Source organism: Phaeodactylibacter luteus (assembly GCF_007993045.1).
GTDB classification, from domain to species: Bacteria; Bacteroidota; Bacteroidia; order Chitinophagales; family Saprospiraceae; genus Phaeodactylibacter; species Phaeodactylibacter luteus.
Genome location: NZ_VOOR01000003.1, coordinates 164,893 through 188,125 on the forward strand (window position 1 = coordinate 164,893; position 23,233 = coordinate 188,125).

Consider the following 23,233-nt stretch of genomic DNA (forward strand, 5'->3'; position numbering starts at 1 on the left):
GCAGCCCGCTCCAACCGGGCCGCCCCCGCAGGGCTCAATCCAAATCCTTGGCTAAGGGGCCTGCCGGATAATGCGCCGGTAGATGGTGGCCTCCCCCGTTGATACCCCTAACAGATAAACGCCGGCAGGCAGGTGCCCCAGGTCAATGACACCGGGCGCTGTGCTTGCAGGAAGGCTCAGCTCCCGCCCCTGAATGCTGTACAGTTTCAAGCCGGTCAGTGGCAGCCCCTGTGGGCTGACAACCGCTACCCTTCCTGTGGTGGGATTGGGGAACACCCTAAACAGCCCTTCGCCCTCAGGCGGCTCATTGCCGGTATCCCGCACCACCGTGAAGTGGGTTTCCAGCCCTTGGATGGGCAACAGGTCCTCGTCCTTATCCAGGCAAAGGATATGCTCTAGCGCTATGCCCGATTCCTGTATCCCAGCAATGTCATCAATTACTCCAATAATGTATGCGACTTGCCCATGGCCAGAAACGTTGTTGTGGTCGATGCGGCTCAGGGCCATTTCTATGCGCCCTTCTTCCGGATATATCTTGTGGATATTGACCGTATTGATGCCCGGCTCGCCAAACCAGCTTACGGGGTAAACGATTTCAATGGAGCTTGGGTCTATGACCTCCGGGTCAAAAGTCACGGTGAAGGCAATACCATAGGCGTTGCTGACCGGCTGAGCGGCCTCCCCCACGATGATCGGAGCCTGGAAAATGGCCCCATCTGGCTGGTTGTCGGGGAAATCCACATAAGCAGGCGGGTCGAGGGCAGTGCCCGGCAGTTCGGGCAAGTTGTTTTGCGGGCCGTGCGATAAGCCATAATTGAGCTCGATGGCTGCGATGTCCTGCTCATCAATAATACCGTCTCCATTGCAGTCGGCGTGCTTAAAGTTGGTGCCATCGGCAAAGGAAGGCCCCCAGTTCATGGAAGAAGCGGGCTCCCAGCTATTGCCCAGAGCCGTCCGCTCCGGCCCCTGCGCACCGTACGCCAGGCCTATGCTCAGCAGGTCGACATGATGGGCCAGGTTGTCCGCGTTGGCATCGCCCGGCCAGACTTCTTCTTCCACAGGCTCCCAGCAGAGGTTGTCCACAAACCCTGAACCATCTAAATAAAACTCGCTGAGCGCTCCGGTGATGATGACCTGTGCACTGTTCCCCCCGTTGGGGCTATCGGCTGGCCAACGTTTTTCCAGGACATTCCCATCGGGAAGGGCTATCGGAATGTTGAAGCCCAGGGTATCCAAACCGACGTGAATGAACTCGTCAATGCGGAGGTAGCTCAAGTCCGACTCCTGAATGGAATAATCGAAGCTGACCTGAGCAGCAGGCTGCTGAAAAACGAACCGGGCCAAAGCCTGCTCCATGCCCAACATCTCTCCTGCCGCAGCATCAAAATAGCTGACTCCGGCAGAGGGTTGTACCCAAAGGGCACAATTGCAGAAATCGCCCAGCAGATAAGCCAGCTCTACCCCGGAGGCTGTCCCAACCACAGCCCAATCATCCCCACCGGTAGAAGACGGGCTCTGAAAGCCTGCAAAGGGCTCAAAAGTTAGGCAGCCATCCTCTTCAAGGAAAGCACCTACGCAAAGGTGGTCGATGGCCATTGCCTGCCATGGATAAGCCTGAACCGCAAAGTACTCGAGCGGGCCCGTTACCGAAAGGCGCCCATAATTGCTCGCCAGGACCATAAAATCCAGCACTATGCCATTCTCTAAAGTATATGTATTGGAAACGAAGGGCACATAAATGCGCTCAGACCAGTCATTGGCGGTCACCCACAAACTGTCTGTGCCTGCCCCCAGCCAATAATCCATGCTCAGGGTACGTGCTGAAGTGTTAGCCGGCAAGCTGCCGAGCTCTACGGTGAATTGTGCATTGCGGAAGTATAAAGCCGCGCCCGTGCCCGTCAGGAAGCCAGGGATATTGCCAACCTCACGCACGCTTACGATAGGCTGAACTGCGTTTTCTGCTATTTCATAGCCTACCTGCAAGCCTTCCATGGCACCTAGCACGCCTGCACCGGCAAGCTCTGTTGCAAAACCAGTATAGGGCTCGAACATAAAGCACCCTTCTTCCCCCAGCCCTGTACAATCAAATGCTACAAATTCAGTGGAGGCCGTGCAATTGGGATGGCCTAAGTCTGCTATTGTCAGCTCATAAAGCTGATCGGTGAAAGGGTCAAAAGGGCCAAGGATTGGAAAAGCCCCCCCGTAGGTGAATACCCCGTATGCAACCCCATTCACAACGGCCTGGTACTCCTCTCCGGGCTCCACCCCGGTACTGTTGAACGAGGCCTCCACATAGAACCCTTCCTCATCGCACTCGACAAAGCCCACAAGCAAGTCGGAAATATTGCAGAGCGTGTTGTCGCAGTCTGGCGCTTCAAAGGTGGCCGACGCACAGCACTCGGCCTGGTCGTTCACACAAATTTCAAAAGTAAACAGCCCCCCGCCTTGCGGCATTAGCCCTTCGATGGCCCCTGGGAATTCGCTGGCCGGGCTGAACCCGGCAAAAGCACCGTTGATGAAATATTCTACGAATTCATTGCCCGGGCTGGCCAGCTCGAAATCTACAAAAAGGCTATAGGTGCCATCTTGCTCACAAGGGCCTGCCACCGCTGTAAGCCCTGAAATTGCGCAAGGCTCCGTTTCGCAGTCTATCGGCCCGATCTCCGTGTAGCCAAAACAGGTAGGCAACTCGAAGTCAAGTACGAGTATATCGTAAACCGCCGCTCCGCCCGCCGTGAATGGGCCTAGGTTGACCGCCTGCCCATTATACGGGAATGGGCCAAAGACCTGGCCATCTACAAAAGCCAGATAGCCCAAGCTGCCCGGCTCTTGTACCCCGACGGAGAGCTCTATCCAAAATTGCCCGTTTTCGCAGACGGAAGGGCTGGCCTCTACAAACTGGAACTGGCACTCGGCCGGAGGGGGGCACTCAATATCGAAACTCGCCTCGATACAGCAGTCGGACAATTCGAGGTTGCAAATGGTCACCGCATCAAAACCAGTGCCAGGGTCTGGCAGGTTCACCTCTACCCCAAGGTTGGGCCCTACCTCGGCCAGGGCTTGGTAATTGCTGAACTGGCCAATGACCAGTATGCTATCGCCCGGCGACACACCGGTCAGTTGCAGCGTAGCATGGTAAAAACCTTCATCGTCGCATTCTGGCTCATTCGCCAGCCCGGTGAAGCCGAGCCCACAAGCTTCTAAGCAGTTTAGGCTATGCCCTTCTGACACAAAAGGCGCACAGGACCCATTGCTGACTTCCACACTGATATTCGCATTCGGCCCAGGATAGGAAAAGGGGCCTACAAAGGCAGGGAGCTGAGCCGCTTGGAATTGACTGGACTCTCCCAAAGAGGTGGCCAGCGTGAATACCGGCCCGGGGGAGGCCTCTGCGACATACACCAGAAAGGTCCCCGGCTGATTGCCACAAACGATATCAAGAACAGCATCTACCGAACAGTTCGGCTCACAATCCACTTCTACCTCCACTGCCGTGCAGCAGCCCGGCTGCTCATCTAGGCAGATCACCAAGCTGTCCAGCCCTCCTTCCGGGGCGGGCCAGCCGTTCAGCTGTAGGATGGCACTGCCTCCTGCCCCGTACTGCACGACTTGGGCAAACCCTGTTGCCGGGGAAGCAACGGCAAGAGGTTCACCGGGCAGCACCCCAGGCACTAAAATGGGCACGTTGTAGGTCCCGTCCTCGTTGCAGCCAGCGCCAGTGCCCACGGCGGTAGGGGCGCCCAATGGGCAGCCATCTTCACAATCTGGCGGAATGAAGGCTACTGTAGCGCCACAGCCGCCGTTCAAATCGCTGATTGTAGCATAGTTGATGCCCGTGAAGGAAAATGGGATAGGCCCCACCGTGGCAGGCAGATCAGATTGGGATACCATCGTCTGGTAAGTATTGCTTACGTAAAACCGAAAGGTATCGTTATGTATCCCGCTCGCTTCAAAGTCGATATTGGCATAAAAGGCCGTATCGCCGGGCGAACAAGGCAGGGGCTCCATAACAAAACCGGAGACCTCGCACAGCTCGCAGGCAATGTCAAATCCAATTTGCTGGGTAAAACAGCCGGGGCTGCCAAAAGCCATCACGTAGATCTCATCCGTATTGCCAGGGATGAGCGGCAGGGTGAAAGTTGCGCCCCCCTCATCCACTACCCCAACTGCAGCGCCACCGGTAAGGGTTGATACCGCAAGGAGAGTGTCCCCACTTTCTACACCAAGAAAGTTAAGGCTGACATCGTAGAACCCCTCAGCCCCGGGCGTACATTCGGGCAGCCCTACCGGGCCATTGCCCGCCCATTCTAAGCTGCATGCTGCTTCGCACGATGGCGCAAATATTATGGGCAGCTCTGTGCAGCACAGGCTATTGCTGCCACGGCAAACGCTGAGCACAGGCACAGGGCCGGATGTACAGGGCACGGGGAAAGTCAGCGGCAGCTCGTTGTTGTTGAAATAGCCAAACAGTTCCCCATCGAAATACAAGGAGAAAAAGTACGGGCTGGAAGCACTGGCCGTAAAATCGAAATCCAGCGTAGCCAGCTGCTGCCCCCATTCGTTGAGCCCCGCCGGGGCCAGTGTCATGCCAGACATGGTACAGGAGGCACAGGGGGCAGCAGCCAGGGTGTCTGCTACAAAACAGGATGGGTCGGCTTCATCAAAAGCAAAGACCTCGTAAAGGTTAGCAGGGGCAGCCGGTATCGGCCCGACTGTTGCAGGGAGGTCGGCGTAAGCCTGGTAGAAAACAAAATCCCCGACAGAGATGGCTAAGGTATCTGACACGGGGTTCTCATAAGACACATCCACTTCCACAAAGAACCCGGCATTCTGCTCGCAGGGCAGGAAGCTTACCGCCAAGCCGGAAAGCGCACAGGCAGGAGGCTCAGGGTTGATGCAGATGTTGTCCAGCCAAAGCCCATCAGCCCCTCCCATGAGGAGGGTCTGCAAGCCCCCTGAAAAGCGGAGGGTGCCCTGTGCTGCATTTGGGCTGTCCGGCACCACTTCGAGGGTTGCACCAGGAGCTAAAGCAAAAAAGCCTGCCTGCAGGCTGCCCTGAATAAGAAAAGGCGCGCCGTTGGCAGCAAAGTTGACTGCCCCGCCCTCATAATAATAATCTGCCACCACTTCTACTACAGGCTCAGGGTAGCCCGTAAGGTCCAACACCAGGTTGGCCTCCTGAAAACGGGCCGCATGCCCGGCAGCTGCAGTAAAACTGCCTGTTGCAGCCCCTGCAATGACATCTCCATAAGCAGTAGCCCAAAAAAGCGATTGGAACGGCAGCAGGAGCATGGGGACGCCAGCTTCCGTGTAAAAAGTGGTGCCAGGCTGAACACCTGAGCTGCTGCCGTAAGCGCCTGAAGCCAACGCGTTGAAGCCGATGCACCCACTATCCTGGCTTGCTTCTTGGCTTGCACAGACGTTGTCTATCCCCAATTCCTGCCCACCGACAAGCAGGGCTGTGATGTTGCCCCTTAGGCACAATTGCCCTTGAGGAAGAGCGCTGTTGCCTGTTTGGAGCGTCAGTTCTACAGCGACCCCGGGAAAAGCCCCCTCTGGTATACCGCTGAAGGAGGTCAGCAGAAGCGGCTCGCCCCCGTTTACGCTAAGGTTGATCTCCCCGCCTCCATCAAAAAAATCAAAGCACACCTCCTGCACCGCTTCCGGGTAACGGAGCTCCAGCGCATTATTGCCCATAAAAAGGAAGCGGCTATCCAGCCAGCCCAGCCCGGGCCCTTCGATGGAGGCATTGAGGAATCCAGTCTGCCCGTTGAGGTACTGGAACGGGCGGGCGATCGCCACAAGCCCTTGGTTGTCGAACAGGGTGTCGCCAGGGCTTTGGCCTAGCAACGGGCCAAATGCAGGGCCTTCGGGGAAACCCTCAAAGTCCAGGCACAGTGGCTGGGCTGTTATGGCAAAAGGGGCCCCCAACAGGGTGATCAGGATAGAGCGCAGCAGGATTTTGTTCATGGTTGAAAGCATAAGGCGGCTATTTTTCTGCAAAATATTGGATTATGGTCTGGGCCGGGCACAGTACTTGGACAACTGATTTCGGCTCCACATTACAAAAATGCAATTAAGCCAGCCCCTCAACAACTACATTTTTAGAGATTTTTTGATATTTTCATCATCGTATTTACCCTTAACTTTATGATTAACAATTTTTTAACTCAACTTATATTTGGATAAAATTGCATCAGCACAAACTACTCCAGGCCCTTGCTCAATTCGACCGTCGGGAGATGTCCCGTTTCCGGGAATTTACGCACTCGCCCTACCACAACAAGCATGAGGGGGTGAAGCGGCTTTCTGCCCACCTGAGCAGCATTTACCCCGATTTCAGCCCTGCCCGCTGCAGCAGGGAGGCATTATGGGCAGTGCTATTCCCCGGAAAGGAGCATGATCAGCCCAAGCTGGCCCTGCTGTTTACTTACACTTGGCGCCTGGCCTTAGCGTTTTTAGAGCTCGAGCAGCTCCGCCAAAGCGAAGGCACCTGCAGCGGGCTGAGGCTTCAAGCCCTGCGGCACCGAGGGCTCTGGGGCATTTTCGAAAAGGAGCTGGCACAGGCCAAAAGAAGCTTGTTGGCGGAGGAGGCTGCCGGCGAGGGGCAATTGTGGCAAAAGTATGCCTTGGCTGCCGAAGCAGACCACCTTTTCAGCGCCCACGCAATCGGCATATCAGCGAATAGCCTGCCCGAAAAACAGCAGCACCTGAACCATGCTTTTGCCACAGCCAAACTAAAAGACAGCTGTGAAGCCATCATCAGAGGGCGGCTGCTGAACACCGCACACCAGGATTTCTTTGAGCCTTTAGCCGTACAGTACGCCCGCAGCTGCCCGCCCGGAAAGCTGCCCGCCCTCACCAAGGCTTACCTGAGCCTGTACGAGATGATACGGCAGAGCACTAACGAGCAGTATGCGGCCGCCTTCAGGGTCGTTCAAGAGGAACAAGCAGGCATTGAAGAGCAAGAGCTCAAACGGATTTACAACTACCTCCAAAATTTCTGTATCCAAAAAATCAACGCAGGAGATGGGGCCTTCCTGCAAGAGATCTTCCGGCTGTACAAAGCACAGCTGGAGATGGGGCTGCTGCTGGAGAACGGCCTCCTCTCAGAGTGGCATTACAAGAACATCGTCACCACCGCTATACGGCTGGGCGAGCTGTCCTGGTGCAGGTCTTTCCTGCCCCAATACGCCCCCCTGCTGCCAGATAGCGTAAGGGGCAATGCCTACCGGTTCAACTTAGCGGCTTACCACTATGCTGCAGGCGAGTACGGGAAAGCACTGGCGCTGCTCGCACAGGTCGAGTACAGCGACCTGCGCTACAGCCTTGGGGCCAAAGCCCTCATGCTGCGCACTTATTATGACTTAGGCGCCTTTGAGCCCCTGCTCTCCCTGGTAGACTCTTTCAAGCAATACTTGGTCAGAAATCAGCTTATGGCAGACAGCCGCAGGCAGGGCTACTACAATTTGTTCAAGCTCACCCGCAGGGCCGCTGTGCTCAAGTATCAGGGCGAGTTCTTAACCGCTGAGCGCTACCGCCGCGATCTAAAGCGGCTGATGGAAGATTTTGAACGCACCCCCACCATTTTCAACCGGAGCTGGCTGGCGGAAAAGATCGATCAGCTCCGCCCTGATTCATAAAAAAAGTTGCAGTTCCACAATTTATATAGCAATTTGACGGTTGTATTGCCGTCAATCCCAACTATTTCAGCGGGGATACGTACAACAATAGGACTGATACTGCCCCCCGGGCAGCTTTTTCCCGGGCAACAACAAGACAAAACCCAAGCGTATGCGATTAGCTGTTACTTTCACCCTACTTTTTCTAGGCACTGCCCTGAGCAACGTTTTTGCACAACAATACCCCTCCAATAGCGCTTCTGGTCAGCAGACCGGGGTCGCTGTTTACTACGCTGATTACCTGCACGGCAGGATCACCGCTATGGGGGAGGTCTACCGCCGAGACGAGTATACCGCTGCACACAAAACACTGCCCAAAGGCACCCTCTTACGGGTCACCCGCTTGGACAACAATCTTTCTACTGTAGTCCGGGTAAACGACCGGGGCCCCTTCGATGAAGGGGTCTTGATCGACCTTTCTAAAGTAGCAGCAATGGATATCGGGCTGCTTAAAGATGGCCGGGCCACCGTTCAGATAGAGGTCGTCGGCTATTCAGAAACCAACCCCCGCTCTGGCAGGCTGCCCGGGGCACTAACGGCAAAGAGCGCCCCTGCACAACAACAGCCACAACAGCCGCAAGGCTATGCCTCCTATGGCGCTAGCAGCTACCGCCCTCAGGCACAGTCAGAGCCACGTTATTACGCCTCTCGGCAATACCCTGCGGCAGCAGCTTCTACCCCACAGCCTATTCGTCAGGCGGCAGCCCGCAACAATGACCTCGTTGCCAAAGGCGGGGCTCCTGTATCTTACAACCAACAACAAAGCCAGCGCATCAATCCTGCCGATGCGCCGGTCCGCAACTGGGAACAGCAATTGCAAATCGACCGGTACTCCAACCAAGGGCTGCAATCGCGCCGCCCCGGCTCTACTTATGAAGAGCCGGTCACCTCTCCTCAGCAGGCTGCCATGCCACAGGGTTACAGCCAAGTGGGCGGAGGGCTCGCGGCCCGGGCACCTGGCACACAGCTGACCGCTAAGTCTGCAGCCCCTGCTGCCAGCAGCAGGGCCGAAAGCGGGAAATTTGCCATCCAACTGGCTTCTTACCAAAACCCAGACAATGCCAACCGGCAGGTCAACGAGCTCAAAGCCAAAGGCTTTGAGCAGGTTTACCTCTGGAAAAAAGGCGGGCTCAATAAAGTCGTTATCGCATCTTTCCGCACCAAGCAGGATGCTCAGCAATACCTCGACAATATCCGCCGTGACCACCTGATGGATGGCTTGGTAATCCCCGTACAGCAATAGCATAGACAGCGCCCATCAGAAGGGGGTTGGCGCGGTATACCGCGCCAACCCCTTTTTTTATTTCCTCGAGACAGCAGCCATCGGTTGGCTTCGTAGGCCATAGCATCTGCCGTGCCGGGGTTCAGCGCTTCGAGCTTTTGCCAAAGCATACCGGAATGGCCCGCAAAATCTCCGCGCACTCGGTGCCTGCAGGGCAGGACAGCCACAGCGGTGCCAAAACGGAAAGTCCCTCTTTGGCCACAAACATTTAAAACCTTAACTCCGCCAAGCCCCCCTACTCTTCCACTTCTGCGATCAAATTGGGGTAGTCGGTGATGATCCCGTCAACGCCCAACTGAATAAGGGCTTTCATAGTTACGGTATCATTTACAGTCCAGGGGATGAGCTTCATGCCCCTTTGGTGCACCTCCTCTACCACCCCAGCGGTGACCATTTTGTAGTAGGGGCTATAAATTTCAGGGGTATAGCCCAAGGCTTCCAAATTGACCGCCACGCCATTAGGGTTTTCTACCAGCAGGGCGGTCGTTTGCCCGGGGCTCATCTTGTGCAGATGCTGAAGTGGGCGCACGTCAAAAGACTGTACACAGCTTCGGCCTTCTATGCCCAAAGCTTTCAGCTCTGCAGCGACAAGCTGGGCAAAGGTATAAGGGGCTGGCGCTTTGACCCCGTCGTAAGCGGGCGCATGCTTAATTTCAATGTTGAAGCGGGGGAGCGGGCGCTGCTTTTCCTTACAATAGTTGTCCACCTGCCTCACAACATCCCTGAACAGCGGCTTATAAACAGCCATCGGCACCTGCTGAGGGAAACGCTCATTGCCCCTCAAGCCGCAATCGTAGCCCTGAATAACCTCATAGGGCATGCCAAACAGCAATAGGCTGTCCTCTTCAGCGGCTTCCACAGGACGGCCATCGGGGTGGCTGCAAATGTGATGAGACATCCAGGGCTCATGGCTCACCACCAACAGGCTGTCTTGGCTAACTGCAAGATCGAGCTCCAAAGTAGCTACCTGCGGGTATTCCAAAGCCTTGATAAAAGAAGGGACCGTATTTTCGGGCAGCAGCCCACGTGCGCCCCGGTGCCCTTGCCAATCAAAAGATTTTGCCGTTGCCCTATCCATTTTGTCTTGTGTTTGAGGTGGTGTACAGCTGTATGCCCCAAAGCAAAGCACCAGCAAAATAACGTATATCCGGCTCATGGTCTTTTGGCTTCAAGGTAGCATGTATTTCTTATTCCTGGTAACATAAACCTAAGATCCCCACAGGCACGGCACGATCTCAGCTTTTGGAGCCTGCCCCCTCCGCAAGGATAGGGGCCTGCCCCTGCCCAATGGCAGGTGCCGCTATGCTCCGGGGCTCGCTGTCCGCTCGGCCCTATCGGGCTTGCCACCCCTTCGCAGCGCTAGGCCAATGCCAGGCTAAAGCCCCAATAAGCTTAGAGATGCTGGGATTTTGGCCTTCTAGCCGAAAACCGGAGCTTAGCCAAGTCCCGCTTTTTATGCACAAAAGCGGGAAGGATTTTCGGGGCGAAGTATAAGCGAAAAAGTGTCCCGCTGTCTAGCGGGATAGACCGATTACTAAAGTCCCAACACGCTCTTACACCCCTCCGCAGCGCTAGGCCGATGCCATCACAAGGCTTGGCGGGAACCAGCCCGTCACCTTATGCCGGCTCCTTCTTGATAAACAAGAGACCGAGCGATGCCTGCTGCCCTCGCCCTTAGGACGAAAAAATGCCTGCCCAAAATCCGGACCCTGGCATAACCCGTAAGAATAGAGTACCAAAATACTTCCAGATCATGAAGACGTTCACCCTACTGTTGCTGCTCTGCAGCGCCTCACCCCTCTTTGCCCATAACCCAAACACAGCAGACGCCGCAATGGGCATAAGCACCCAACATATAGGGCCCGCTAAAGCCCGTCTGCTTGATTACCCTGCCCCTTATGGCAGCCGCATCAGCAAGGTAAGCCCTGACAGCCCGGCAGAAGCAGCAGGCTTGTTGCCGCTCGATTACATCTACAAGGTCGATGGGCAGCAAGTGGATGCTGAGCAAAACCTGGACCAACTGCTGCAAACTTACCGCCCCGGAGACGGGGTGATGGTAACCTTCCTCCGCGGCAGCAACATCCAAGAGGTCCAAGTGGTAATCGCCCGCAGGGAAGATATTCCGCGCCAGCACACCCCCGCAACAGAAGACCCCTTTTTAGGCATCAGCCAAACCCACTACAACTACAAAGACCGGAAGCCAGGCGTCTCTGTCCAAGTCGTGCACAATTCTACCGCCCAAGCCATGGGCTTGCAGGATGGCGACCGCCTAATCCGGATTGACGGGTACCCTGTGCTCGACTGGCACGACACCTCCGTGCTTGTAGACAACCGCAAAGTAGGTAGCGACATTGCTATCACAGTTGAGCGGGATGGCGAAGAACTATCCTTCATCCGCCCCATAAAATCAAGGGCGGCCACCCATGGGAGCCACAGCCGGCCCAACGGCCCGCAGATCATTTCGCCCGACGGGGCTGCAGCCACTTTGCCCCCTATTGCACAGCCCGTATTGCGCCCCTTGGGCACACCTGAGGCCTCAGCCCTTGATTTCCTCTTTGCCCCTGACAAGGGGGAGACCGATCTGCCATCCACCGCTGAAGCCCAGCCATCGGCACAAGAGCTGCAACTGGAAGGCCTTTCTGCAACCGCCCTGAACATCTTCCCCAACCCAACTACTGGTATTTTCGACCTACAGTTCACCCTGCCAGAAAAAGGGGAAACTGCCGTGTTCATTTACAACCCCTCAGGCCAGGCCGTGTACTTCAATACCCTGGGCTTGTTCACAGGCACTTTCAGCGACCGCATCGACATTGCCAACGGCGTAAGGGGCATTTACTTCCTGGAGGTCAGACAGGGGAAGCGACGGCTCGTGCGCAAGGTCATCTTACAATAGGCTTAGTTTCAACCCCGCCTGGCCAGGTTAAAGCTTTGGACCAGGCGCTTACTCAGAGCCCTCCACAGCGAAGGCCGGGCGCAGCTGTGCCGGCCTTCGCTGTACGGTTTTGCCTAGGTGGCCACAAAAAAGCCTGCCGCAGTGCAGCCGCAGCTCGTTTGCCGAAAGGCTGGAGCAAAAACCATTGCCAGAAAAGGCACAATGCCAGCTTGCGAAAAAACACGCCCCCCCTAAAAAAGCCCCAAAAGGCTTAACTTAGACTCCAACAACTATAGCCGCCCTTTACCTTGCTGCTGTACACATTCGAACAAGCCAAAACATGAAAACATGAAAATGAGGATCTTAAACTGGCTGCTGCTGCCCATAGGGCTAATGGCAGGATGCCAAAACCAAGAGGCTGCGCCCACCGGAGCGGCAAAGGGCATCCCAGGCCAAGCCTGGTGGAAAGAGGGCATCATTTACCAAATCTACCCCCGGAGCTTCAAAGACTCGGATGGCGATGGCGTCGGCGACCTCAGGGGGATCATTGAAAAACTAGATTATATCGAGCGCCTTGGCGTCACCATGGTGTGGCTCAACCCCATCTATGCCTCGCCCAATGCCGACAATGGGTACGACATCAGCGACTACCGGGCCATCATGCAAGAATTTGGCAGCATGGAGGACTTCGATGAGCTCCTCGCGGGCTTGCACAGCCGGGGCATCAGGTTCGTCATGGATGTGGTCGTGAACCACAGCAGTGACGAGCACGAGTGGTTTGTGCAATCCCGCAGCTCCAGAGACAACCCCTACCGGGACTATTATCATTGGTGGCCAGCAGAAAAAGGGAAGCCCAACTACCGCTACAGCCTGTTCGACCCCAAAGGCGAAGCTTGGAAATACGATAGCCTGACCGACGCTTATTACCTCCACTATTTTGCCCAAAAACAGCCGGACCTGAAATGGGAAAACCCCAAAGTGCGGCAGGAAGTCTACGACATCATGAAGTTTTGGGCAGAAAAAGGCGTGGACGGCTTCCGCCTAGATGCTTTTCAGTACGTCAGCAAAGACACCACCTTCCCCAAGCTGCCCGAGGGGTACGAAAAGGAAGTCATCAAATACTACGGCATGGGGCCCGGGCTGCATGGGTACCTCAAGGAGATGAACCGGGAAGTCCTTAGCCAATACGATGTCTTTGTCGTTTCGGAAGGTGCCGGCTCCTCCTTTGAAGACGCCCACTCCCTAGTGGACGCCGACCGCAACGAACTGCAGATGGCCTACCATTTTGAAGGCATGGACGTTGGCAACAGCCTCGACGGCTATACCCTGGCGGAATTCAAATCGGTCTATTCCCGCTGGGACAGCGCTTTCGCAAAAAAAGGCTGGCTCTCTATATTCCTCGCCAACCACGATGTGCCCCGCATGGTTTCCAAATTTGGGGATGACCGCCCCGCCTACCGTGCTGCATCCTCCAAAATGCTGAACACCTTCATCCTCAGCATGAGGGGCACCCCTTATTGCTACTATGGAGATGAGCTCGGCATGACCAATATCGGGTTCGACAGCATTCAGCAATATCAGGACATCGCAGCCCGCAATGGCTATCAGAAGGCTTTGAGCGAAGGCCGCGACATGGAACAGTTCCTGAAGGAGCTCAAATTCCTATCCCGGGACAACGGCCGGACGCCTATGCAATGGGACAGCAGCAGGCACGCTGGGTTCACCACCGGCACCCCCTGGCTGCCGGTCAACGAAAACCATGCCCAGATCAATGTAGCTGCACAAGAAGAAAGCCCCAACAGTTGCCTGAACTACTTCCGGCAGATGGCGCAGCTGCGGAAAAGCCACCTTTTCCTGACCTATGGGGATTACCAGCTGCTGCTGCCGGCCGACGAGCAGGTTTATGCCTACACCCGCACCCTTGAGGGCGAAGGGGCCCTGGTTTTGCTCAATTTTTCCGCTGCCGAAGCGGCAGCCCCTCTTGACAAGCTCCCGGGGTTCGAGGAGCGCCCGCTCATCAATAATTATCCGGGGCTGCAGGTGGATGCCTCATTCATCACCCTTAAGCCCTACCAAGCCGTACTCTTGCCCTTAAAATAAACCTGAAATGAACTCTGCATTTGATTGCATAGGCGACATCCATGGCTATGCCGGCCCTTTGAAAGCCCTTTTGCGCAAGCTAGGGTATGAGCTAACAGGAGGCACATACGCGCACCCCGAAGGGAGAAAAGCCCTTTTTGTTGGGGACTACATCGACCGCGGGCCCGACATCCCTGAGGCCCTGAGCATTGTCCGCAGCATGGCCGAATCTGGGCAGGCCATTGCCCTCATGGGCAACCACGAGTACAATGCCGTCCTCTTCAATACTCCAAAGCCCGGGGGCGGCTACCTGAGGCCCCACAATCTGAAAAACTTCAAACAGCATGCAGAAACCCTGCTCCAATTCCAGGGGCAGCAGGCCTTGTACGAAGGCTATATCTCCTGGTTCCGATCTCTGCCGCTATGGTGGGAAACGGAGAACCTGCGTGCAGTGCATGCAAGCTGGGACCCTGCTGCCCTAAAAGTGCTCAAAGCGCAACTGCCTGAAGGGCGCCTGCAAGCCCAACAATGGGCAAGCCTTTCGAATGAAAGCAGCCTGCTATCTCAAGCACTGGAAACTGCCCTGAAAGGCAAAGAAGCCCGCCTGCCCGATGGGCTGTCCTTCCGCGACAAGGACGGCCATCTGCGGCATGAAGTCAGGGTGAAATGGTGGCTGGAAACGGATGGGCAACCTTTTGAGGACATCAGTATGCAGGGAGGCATTGATTTTCCAGAAGGGGCAGTTTGCGGCAAATTGCCCGGCGGGCACTACGGTGAAATGGAATGCCCCGTCTTCTTTGGCCATTATTGGCTAAAAGGGCTGCCCAACTTGTACCGTGGAAATATTTGCTGCCTGGACTACAGCATCGCCAAAGGCGGCTACCTGGCCGCCTACCGCTTTGATGGGGAGCAAGCCCTGCAACCGGAGAAGTGGGTGTATGTCTGAATTGAACCCTCAGTGGCGGGCTATGCAGCCCAAAGTGGCCGGAGCGCATCCGGGCGCTACATCTGCCGTAAAACAGCACTCCCACAATCTTTATGTACGAGCAGGTTTGATGCAAAGCTCCCGATAGTTTCTTTGAGCCGAATGTGCGGTGCGGAAAATGTGGAGGCCCTATGGCTGCGGCCCCCACACAGCAGTTATAGCTCCCGTACCCAAATATTGCGGTAGCTCACCGGGTTGCTGTGGTCCTGCAAGCGGATAGGCCCTTTGCCGTGGGCTTCGATCTGATATTCGGGTATGCCAATGTAGACTGTCGGGCCACGCAGTACAGCATGGTTTTGCACCACCACCCCGTTGTGCAGCACCGTCACTGCCGGTGGCGTCAGGTAGGAGCCATCATCCTTGAAACGCGGTGCCGTGTAGATGATGTCGTAAGTCTGCCACTCGCCTGGCGCTTTGCAGGCGTTGACCATAGGCGGGTGCTGTTTGTAAAGGGAGCCCGCCTGCCCGTTCTTGTACGTACGGTTTTTGTAGCTGTCGAGCACTTGTACCTCGTAAAACTCTTGGAAGAACACCCCACTGTTGCCACGGCCTTGCCCCTCGCTCTCCACTACGGCGGGGGAACGCCATTCGATATGCAGCTGCACATCGCCGAAGGAACGCTTAGTTTGAATATCACCAGCGCCTTTGACCACGGTCACCTCCCCATTTTCCACCTTCCACTTCGGCGCGCTGCCGTCCATGCTCGTCCATTCCCGCCCCAGATCAGCCCCGTCAAACAAGACGATCGCATCTGAAGGCGGTTCGGCTGCGGTAGCCCCCGGGGTGACGACCGGGACTTCAGGATCCCAGATTTCGGTCATCTGAGGGGTCATTGGGGCAGGCCCTTCCTGCGCATGAAGCGAGAAAAAGGGGCAAAAGGCCAAAAACAAAACTGATTTTTTCATGGTTCTGATGGTTTTCGTAAAAATTGGAAGGTTAAAATAAAAACAATACCGGACAGGCCGCCGCCAAAGGCGTTTTTTCTCTTTGGGTTTGCTCCTCTCCTCCCCTCAGCGCAGGCCAGATTGCCGATTTTTGCTTGCCCTGCTTGCTTCGCCTGATGGGCTTGCCCCCTCCGCAAGGATAGGGGCCTGCCCCTGCCAGAAGGTAGGTGCCGCTATGCTCCGGGGCTCGCTGTCCGCTCGGCCCTGTCGGGCGTCCCCCCCCTTCGCAGCGCTAGGCCAATGCCAGCCATAAGCCCGAAAAGTATAAACGCCTGCGGTATTTTGGCACCCGCCCACCCCCCTTTGGCTTCCTGCCCATATACAGTTGCTTTGCCATAAGGCCGCCCAGCATTATCAAATGCCATATAATTTTCTTTTCTTCGCAGCGTTTCGTAACCGGATCAAACCCAGCGACCATGAAAAAAGTATTCTGCCTGGCCCTGCTAGCCGGTGCCATGAGCTACATTACCAACCTTAACGCACAAGATATGGATTCATTAAGCTACAGCCTTGGGCTGATGCTTGCCAAAAACCTGCAGAGCCAGGGCTTTACTGAACTCGATGAGGCCTCTCTCAACGCTGCCATCCACGATATTTTGGCCGGCAACGAGCCCAAACTCTCCATGGAGGAAGCCAACGGCTTTATCCAGGCCTATATGTCCAAAAAGCAGGAAGCACAATTCGAAGAGGCGATCAAAGCAGGGGAAGCATTCCTGGCTGAAAACGCTAAGCGGGAAGAAGTCACGGTGCTGCCCAGCGGGCTGCAGTATGAGGTGCTCGCCGAAGGGGACGGCCCTAAGCCTACGGCCAGCAGCAAGGTGACTGTACACTACCATGGCACCCTGACCGATGGCACCGTATTCGACAGCTCTGTTGAGCGCGGGCAGCCTGCGACTTTCGGCGTCAACCAGGTTATCAAAGGCTGGACAGAAGCGCTTCAGCTGATGCCACAAGGCGCCAAATGGAAACTCTTCATCCCTTCCGACCTGGCTTACGGCTCGCGCGGAGCCGGCCCCAAAATTGGCCCCTACTCTACCCTGGTATTCGAAGTAGAGCTCCTCGAAGTGAAATAAACAGCAAGGCGGCAACGCTGAGCAAAACACCTGACAGCCCGGTTGCCTGCAACCGGGCTGTCCTTGTCTTGGGGCTGCCGCAACCACCGTACATGACGGCACCCGCCAAAATTATCTCCATATAGGGCAACATACTTGCACCTCAATGCGTACCTTTATTTGCAGCATAGGCAAAGCGGACAAAAAATTGTCCCTTAGCCTGCTGTCAAACTGGAAGCAACGCCAGAAAAGGCAAAGCTGCAAAGTGCAGCCCCAAATGTGGCCACTCAGCAAGGCCTCCAACTTAGAGAAGCGGTTTTTTGCGCTCCCCCTGCACATAGAAAAAGCCTGCCACCGCAGGCGCTGTCAACGTTTGTACCGGCGGGCAAGCACCCGCCCACAATCTGATTTTTATGCGTACGCTATTCCTTCTGCCGCTTTTGTTGTCCCTTCTTTTGCCAGCCTCACTGCTCAGCCAAGAAGGCCCACAGCAGCGCCTGAACCATAAACGGATTGAGCTCGGCTGGCAGCTGATCAAAGCCAGCCGTTTTGATGATGCGCTCCGCTTGGCACGCGAAATAGAAAACCGGGCCGGGCGCGATGCCGCACAATTGGCTGCTGCCAAAGTGCTCGAAGCACGAGCAAGGGCAGGCCAACATCCTGCCCGCCTTTCACGCCGCGACCGCAAGCAGGTAGAGAAAGCACTGCTCGATGCCCGCGACCTGCTCCGGGAAGCCCCTGTGGACAGCCTCTCCCGCCTGGCACGCCGCGTTGGGCTGCTCTTGGACGGGTACGACCCTTCCTCTACCGCACCCGGTGGCGTTGCCCAGCAGAAACCCACCTTAGATGCCCTGAAAGCTCAAAAAATAGAGCTCTTCTCCGCCATTGGCGATACCATACGCAACCTGCAGCAGCAGCGTGCCCAATTTGAAGCGCAAGTCAGCCAGCTCTCTCTAGAACAGGCCCGGCAAAAACTAGCCCTGGCCCAACAACAAAAAGCACTCGACTCCATAGCGCTCGCCCGCTTGCAAGATTCGCTGACCGTCTCCCAGCAAGAACAACAACTGCAGGTACAAGAAGCTGAGCTCCTCTTGCAGGAGACACAGCGCAACAGGAGCCTGATCCTTGCTGCAGCCATCATTCTCATTGCGGCTATCCTGACTGTGCTCTACTTCAACTCTCGCAGGAGCAACCGCGTGCTGGCCACAGAGCGCAAGCGCTCCGATGAGCTGCTGCGCAACATCCTCCCAGCCACTGTTGCCGAAGAGCTGAAAAGCAACGGCCAGGCCCAGGCCCGGCATTTTGAGGAAGTTACGGTACTGTTCACTGATTTTGAGAACTTCAGCCGCATTGCCAAAGACTTGCAGCCCGATGCCCTTGTCAAAGCGCTTGACGAATGCTTCCGGGCCTTTGATGCCATTACGGAAAAGCACGGGCTGGAAAAAATCAAAACCATTGGCGACGCCTATATGTGCGCCGCCGGGCTTACAGGCGATACAGCGCAACAGGCCTCCCGGGCCATTGCAGCGGCCTTGGATATTCAAGCTTGGCTCGACAAGGCGGCAGGCCTGCCTTTCAACAAAGCACGCATTGGCATTCATACAGGCCCGGTGACCGCAGGCGTGGTAGGCGCCCGAAAGTTTGCCTACGATATTTGGGGGGACACGGTAAACACCGCTGCGCGCTTGGAATCCAACGGGGAGCCCGGGCGGGTCAATGTTTCCCAAACCACAATGGAACAAGCTGAAGGGCCTTTCACCTTCTTATCCCGGGGAAAGATTGCTGCTAAGGGGGTAGGCGAAATAGATATGTATTTCGTAGAAGCGGCTGCAGGGCAGCCCAAGGCTATAAAGCCCGTAGGATAAGAGCTGCGCACCCAAAAATCCTTGGATTTGGGCCCGAATGCACTTACCTTGGCGGAAACCTATTTGCTGCAAGCCTATGAAGATCAATATTCCAGAATCGCCCCATCCACGCGTTGTCATTGTGGGCGGCGGATTTGCAGGGCTTACCCTCGCCCGGCGGCTCCGCAAACAGCAGTATCAGGTGGTACTGCTCGATAAGAACAATTACCATCAGTTCCAGCCCCTCTTTTACCAAGTCGCTATGGCCGGGCTCGAGCCAAGCTCTATTGTCTTCCCTTTGCGCAAAGCATTCCCAAGCAAATCCGACATCTACATCCGGGTCACCGAAGTAGAACGGGTCGACACAGCATCCAAGCAGCTCCATACTTCCCTCGGGATTTGTAATTACGATTACCTCGTGCTGGCGATTGGGGCCGACACCAACTTCTTTGGCAATGCGGAAATCGCGGCCAAAGCCATCCCCATGAAGTCGGTTTCAGAAGCGTTGTACCTGCGCAACCAAATATTGAGCGATTATGAAAAAGCACTTTCCACCACCGACTATGCAGCGCGCCAACAACTGATCGACATCGTCATTGTAGGTGGCGGGCCGACAGGAGTGGAAGTGGCAGGGGCCTTGGCAGAAATGAAGCGCTACATCCTGCCTAAAGACTACCCGGAGCTGAACTGCGATGAGATCGATATCTATCTGGTACAGGGCGGAGATCAGCTCTTGCCCGGCATGTCAACGGCTTCTGGCCAAAAAGCCAAGGAGTTCTTGGAAGACTTAGGGGTGAAAGTCCTGCTCAATGCAAGGGTCACCGGCTTCGACGGCAGGCAGGTCAGTATGAGCGATGGTGCCCGTATTGATGCGCAAAAGGTGATCTGGGCAGCAGGCATACGCGGCAACAGTATGCCCGGCCTGCCGGAAGCAGCAAAAGCCCCCGGCAACCGGTTAGCCGTCGATGAGTACAACCGGGTCAAGGGCGCTGCTGATGTTTTCGCGCTTGGCGATATTGCCTACATGACCGAGCCCGATTACCCTCATGGGCACCCACAGGTTGCACAGGCGGCTATGCAGCAGGCACAAAACCTCGCCCACAATTTCAAACAAATCAGCCAACAAGCGGGGCGCTTGCGGGCATTCCGGTATAAAGACCTCGGCGCTATGGCTACCGTAGGCCGCAACCGGGCAGTAGCCGACCTCCCCCGCTTCCGCTTTCAGGGGGCTTTTGCCTGGCTGATCTGGCTGCTCGTGCACCTTTTCCAAATCTTGGGCGTCAAAAACAAGCTCTTCGTTTTTCTGAACTGGGTGTGGAACTACGTGACCTACGATCAATCCCTGCGCCTGATCATCCGCCCTAAGCGCCCGCCCGGCAGCTGAAGCTGGCCCTTTGGAGCAGGGCTGCAAAAATGGGCTGGCAGCGGTACAAGGCCGCCTCTTTTTCCTTGTCATATTCGCGTTAAACCCGCAACCACAAAGCAGATTGCTTTGTTGGGACGATAAATAATTGTCGTACCTTTGCGGCGAAAATTCCTAACCAAACCTTGACAAGCGACTGCCATGCGTAATATCGAATCTTCCGACCAGTTTGTCAACCGCCATAACGGGGTATCCAACCGGGACCTGCCGGAGATGCTCAAAGCTATCGGGGTCAGCTCACTGGACCAGCTCATCAATGAAACGGTGCCGGACAGCATCCGTTTAAAAGCGGAAATGGACCTCCCTCCTGCCATGACGGAATACGACTTCCTGCAGGAACTCCAACAGACTGCCCGGATGAACCGGACCTTCAAGTCTTACATTGGGCTGGGCTATAATGGGACCATCACGCCTTCTGTGCTGCTGCGCAACCTCTTCCAAAACCCAGGCTGGTATACACAATATACGCCTTACCAGGCCGAAATTGCACAGGGGCGCCTGGAGGCCCTCCTCAATTTCCAGACCATGGTGAGCGACCTGGCTGGCCTGCCTATTGCCAATGCATCCTTGCTAGATGAAGGGACTGCAGCAGCGGAAGCTATGAGCATGTTCTTTGCCCAAAAGAACAAACGCAACAAAGGTGAGGCCAAAAATCAGTTCCTGGTGTCTGATGAGGTATTGCCGCAGACCATCGATGTGCTCATGACCCGGGCCCTGCCGCTGGGCATAGAGGTCGTAGTCGGTGACTGGACAACCTTTGAGCTTTCTGAGGCCACTTTTGGCGTATTGCTGCAATACCCTGGGAAGTCAGGCGAAGTACATGACTACCGGGCGTTTGCTGAAAAAACTAATGCCCAAGACATTTACCTGACCGTAGCTACGGACCTGCTCAGCCTTGCCCTGCTTACCCCTCCCGGGGAATGGGGGGCTGATGCCGTAGTCGGCAACTCGCAGCGGTTTGGGGTGCCCATGGGTTACGGCGGCCCGCACGCCGCTTTTTTCGCTACCAAAGAAGACTTCAAGCGCCAAATTCCGGGCCGCATCATTGGCGTTTCGGTAGACCGCCACGGCAACAAGGCTTTCCGTATGGCCCTGCAGACCCGCGAGCAGCATATCCGGCGCGAAAAAGCGACCTCTAACATTTGCACAGCACAAGCGCTACTCGCTGTCATGGCCAGTATGTACGCCGTATACCATGGGCCAAAGGGCATCAAGGCCATCGCCTCACGGGTGCATGAGCTCGCTAAAGCGTTGGAGGCACGCCTCACAGCCCTTGGCTTCGAACAGGTGAACAGCGCATATTTCGATACGCTGAGGATCAAAGCAGATGCGGCAGCCATGAAGGCGGTACAAGGGGCCGCACTCGAAGCAGAGACCAACTTCTACTATACCGACGGGCACATACAGATCAGCCTGGATGAGACCGTCAACTTGGATGAGGTAGACCGCCTGGCTCAAATTTTTGCGCAGGCCACGGGCCGCACGGCAAGTACAACTGACCTGCCCGATGTAGGAGCGCGCATCCCTGATGCCCTTGCCCGCGAGTCGGAATACCTGACGCACCCCAAATTCAACCTCTACCACACGGAGACCAACATGATGCGGTACCTGAAAGAACTGGAGAACAAAGACCTCTCCTTGGTACACTCCATGATACCGCTCGGCAGTTGTACCATGAAGCTCAATGCAGCTACGGAGCTCATCCCCGTAAGCTGGCCAGAATTCGCCAACCTCCACCCTTTTGTGCCTACAGACCAGGCCAAGGGGTATCAAAAAGTATTCAACGAGCTGGAAGCCTGGCTCAGCGAAATCACCGGTTTTGCAGCTTGTTCCCTACAGCCCAACTCAGGTGCTCAGGGGGAATATGCCGGGCTGCTCACCATCAGGGCTTACCACCATGCCAAGGGCGATACCCACCGCGATGTCGCACTCATCCCCGACTCAGCACACGGTACCAACCCGGCTAGTGCAGTCATGGCGGGCATGAAGGTAGTGGTCGTGAAATGTGATGAGCAGGGCAATATCGACCTTGCCGATCTTAAAGCGAAAGCCGAAAAATACCGGGACACCCTGTCGGCCCTTATGGTCACCTATCCTTCTACACACGGTGTGTTCGAGACTGAAATCCGGGAAATCTGCCAGATCATCCATGACAACGGTGGGAAGGTCTATATGGACGGTGCCAATATGAATGCGCAGGTAGGCCTTACCAGCCCAGGCATCATTGATGCCGACGTATGCCACCTCAACCTCCACAAGACCTTTGCCATACCGCATGGCGGGGGCGGGCCTGGCATGGGGCCGATCTGTGTTAATGAAAGCCTTAAGCCTTTCCTCCCCAAGCATGTACTGGTGGAAACGGGTGGTGAGAAGGGCATAGGCGCTGTCAGTGCAACCCCTTACGGGAGCGCGAGCATACTGCTCATCTCCTATGCCTATATCAAGATGCTCGGCAAACGGGGGCTCACCAATGCCTCTAAAGCGGCCATCCTCAACGCAAACTATATAAAAGCCAGGCTGCAAAGCCGGTACGATGTGCTGTTTACCGGTGCCAAAGGGCACAGTGCGCATGAACTGATCATCGACCTGCGCCCATTCAAATCTATGGTGAGCGCGGAAGATGTCGCCAAGCGCCTGATCGATTATGGGTTCCACGCGCCAACCCTTTCCTGGCCTGTGCCCAATACGGTGATGATAGAGCCTACCGAAAGCGAGAGCAAGGATGAGCTCGACCGCTTCTGCGATGCGATGCTGGCTATCCGGGAAGAGATTGATGAAATTGCAAGAGGCGATGCTGCCCCTGACAACAACGTCTTGGTCAATGCACCGCACACCCTGCAGCTGGCCACTGCCGACAACTGGGAGCTGCCCTACTCCCGCAGCAAGGCGGTATACCCGCTGCCTTACCTCCACCACGGGCATAAATTCTGGGCGAGCGTCGGCCGGGTTGACAACGCTTTTGGCGACCGGAACTTGGTATGTACCTGCCCACCGATGGAAGCATACGAAGAAGATGCGGTTTAGGCGCATGTTTGGAGCGCTAAGCCAGAACTGATGGTGCTTGGCTAAG

12 protein-coding genes are annotated in these 23,233 nt (G+C 55.9%); 9 read left to right on the top strand and 3 right to left on the bottom strand.

Annotated elements, in window-relative coordinates:
* Nucleotides 1–51: 51 nt before the first annotated feature.
* The gene (locus tag FRY97_RS02420) at nucleotides 52–5,982 is read right to left on the bottom strand and encodes a T9SS type A sorting domain-containing protein (RefSeq protein WP_147165829.1); all 5,931 of its coding nucleotides are present in this window, start codon (nucleotides 5,980–5,982) and stop codon (nucleotides 52–54) included.
* Nucleotides 5,983–6,191: 209 nt separating this feature from the next.
* Here FRY97_RS02420 and FRY97_RS02425 point away from each other — a divergent pair, with 209 nt between their 5' ends.
* Both FRY97_RS02425 and FRY97_RS02430 read left to right on the top strand, forming a co-directional pair.
* A complete protein-coding gene (locus FRY97_RS02425) occupies nucleotides 6,192–7,643 on the top strand; it encodes a hypothetical protein (RefSeq protein ID WP_147165830.1) in 1,452 nt (483 codons plus the stop codon).
* A gap of 151 nt (nucleotides 7,644–7,794) precedes the next feature.
* Nucleotides 7,795–8,925 (top strand): septal ring lytic transglycosylase RlpA family protein, encoded by a 1,131-nt coding sequence (locus FRY97_RS02430; protein WP_147165831.1) that lies wholly within the window; start codon nucleotides 7,795–7,797, stop codon nucleotides 8,923–8,925.
* A gap of 274 nt (nucleotides 8,926–9,199) precedes the next feature.
* Here FRY97_RS02430 and FRY97_RS02435 read toward each other — a convergent pair whose 3' ends face one another.
* Complete coding sequence (locus FRY97_RS02435) at nucleotides 9,200–10,042, bottom strand: glycerophosphodiester phosphodiesterase family protein (protein ID WP_170254464.1); 843 nt, start codon at nucleotides 10,040–10,042, stop codon at nucleotides 9,200–9,202.
* Between the two features lie 675 nt (nucleotides 10,043–10,717).
* Between FRY97_RS02435 and FRY97_RS02440 the strand changes: the two genes are divergently transcribed.
* The 3 genes from FRY97_RS02440 (at nucleotide 10,718) to FRY97_RS02450 (ending at nucleotide 14,861) form a co-directional block, all read left to right on the top strand.
* A complete protein-coding gene (locus FRY97_RS02440; RefSeq protein ID WP_170254465.1) occupies nucleotides 10,718–11,857 on the top strand; it encodes a PDZ domain-containing protein in 1,140 nt (379 codons plus the stop codon).
* Between the two features lie 327 nt (nucleotides 11,858–12,184).
* Nucleotides 12,185–13,936 (top strand): glycoside hydrolase family 13 protein, encoded by a 1,752-nt coding sequence (locus FRY97_RS02445; RefSeq protein WP_246141519.1) that lies wholly within the window; start codon nucleotides 12,185–12,187, stop codon nucleotides 13,934–13,936.
* A 7-nt stretch (nucleotides 13,937–13,943) separates the two neighbouring features.
* Nucleotides 13,944–14,861, top strand: a complete 918-nt coding sequence (locus tag FRY97_RS02450; protein WP_147165834.1) for a metallophosphoesterase — start codon at nucleotides 13,944–13,946, stop codon at nucleotides 14,859–14,861.
* Nucleotides 14,862–15,055: 194 nt separating this feature from the next.
* On the opposite strand, the gene FRY97_RS02455 is transcribed toward FRY97_RS02450, so the two are convergent.
* Nucleotides 15,056–15,805, bottom strand: a complete 750-nt coding sequence (locus FRY97_RS02455; protein WP_147165835.1) for a 3-keto-disaccharide hydrolase — start codon at nucleotides 15,803–15,805, stop codon at nucleotides 15,056–15,058.
* 527 nt (nucleotides 15,806–16,332) lie between these two features.
* On the opposite strand from FRY97_RS02455, the gene FRY97_RS02460 reads away from it, so the two are divergent.
* The 4 genes from FRY97_RS02460 to gcvP all read left to right on the top strand — a co-directional run bounded on the left by FRY97_RS02460 (nucleotide 16,333) and on the right by gcvP (nucleotide 23,187).
* The gene (locus FRY97_RS02460) at nucleotides 16,333–16,917 is read left to right on the top strand and encodes an FKBP-type peptidyl-prolyl cis-trans isomerase (protein ID WP_147165858.1); all 585 of its coding nucleotides are present in this window, start codon (nucleotides 16,333–16,335) and stop codon (nucleotides 16,915–16,917) included.
* A 392-nt stretch (nucleotides 16,918–17,309) separates the two neighbouring features.
* Complete coding sequence (locus FRY97_RS02465; protein ID WP_147165836.1) at nucleotides 17,310–18,761, top strand: adenylate/guanylate cyclase domain-containing protein; 1,452 nt, start codon at nucleotides 17,310–17,312, stop codon at nucleotides 18,759–18,761.
* Nucleotides 18,762–18,837: 76 nt separating this feature from the next.
* On the top strand, nucleotides 18,838–20,124 hold the full coding sequence (locus FRY97_RS02470; RefSeq protein ID WP_147165837.1) for an NAD(P)/FAD-dependent oxidoreductase: 1,287 nt from the start codon (nucleotides 18,838–18,840) through the stop codon (nucleotides 20,122–20,124).
* A gap of 180 nt (nucleotides 20,125–20,304) precedes the next feature.
* Nucleotides 20,305–23,187 carry an aminomethyl-transferring glycine dehydrogenase gene (gcvP, locus tag FRY97_RS02475; RefSeq protein ID WP_147165838.1) on the top strand — a complete coding sequence of 961 codons (2,883 nt, stop codon included), beginning with the start codon at nucleotides 20,305–20,307 and terminating at the stop codon, nucleotides 23,185–23,187.
* Nucleotides 23,188–23,233 lie beyond the last annotated feature (46 nt).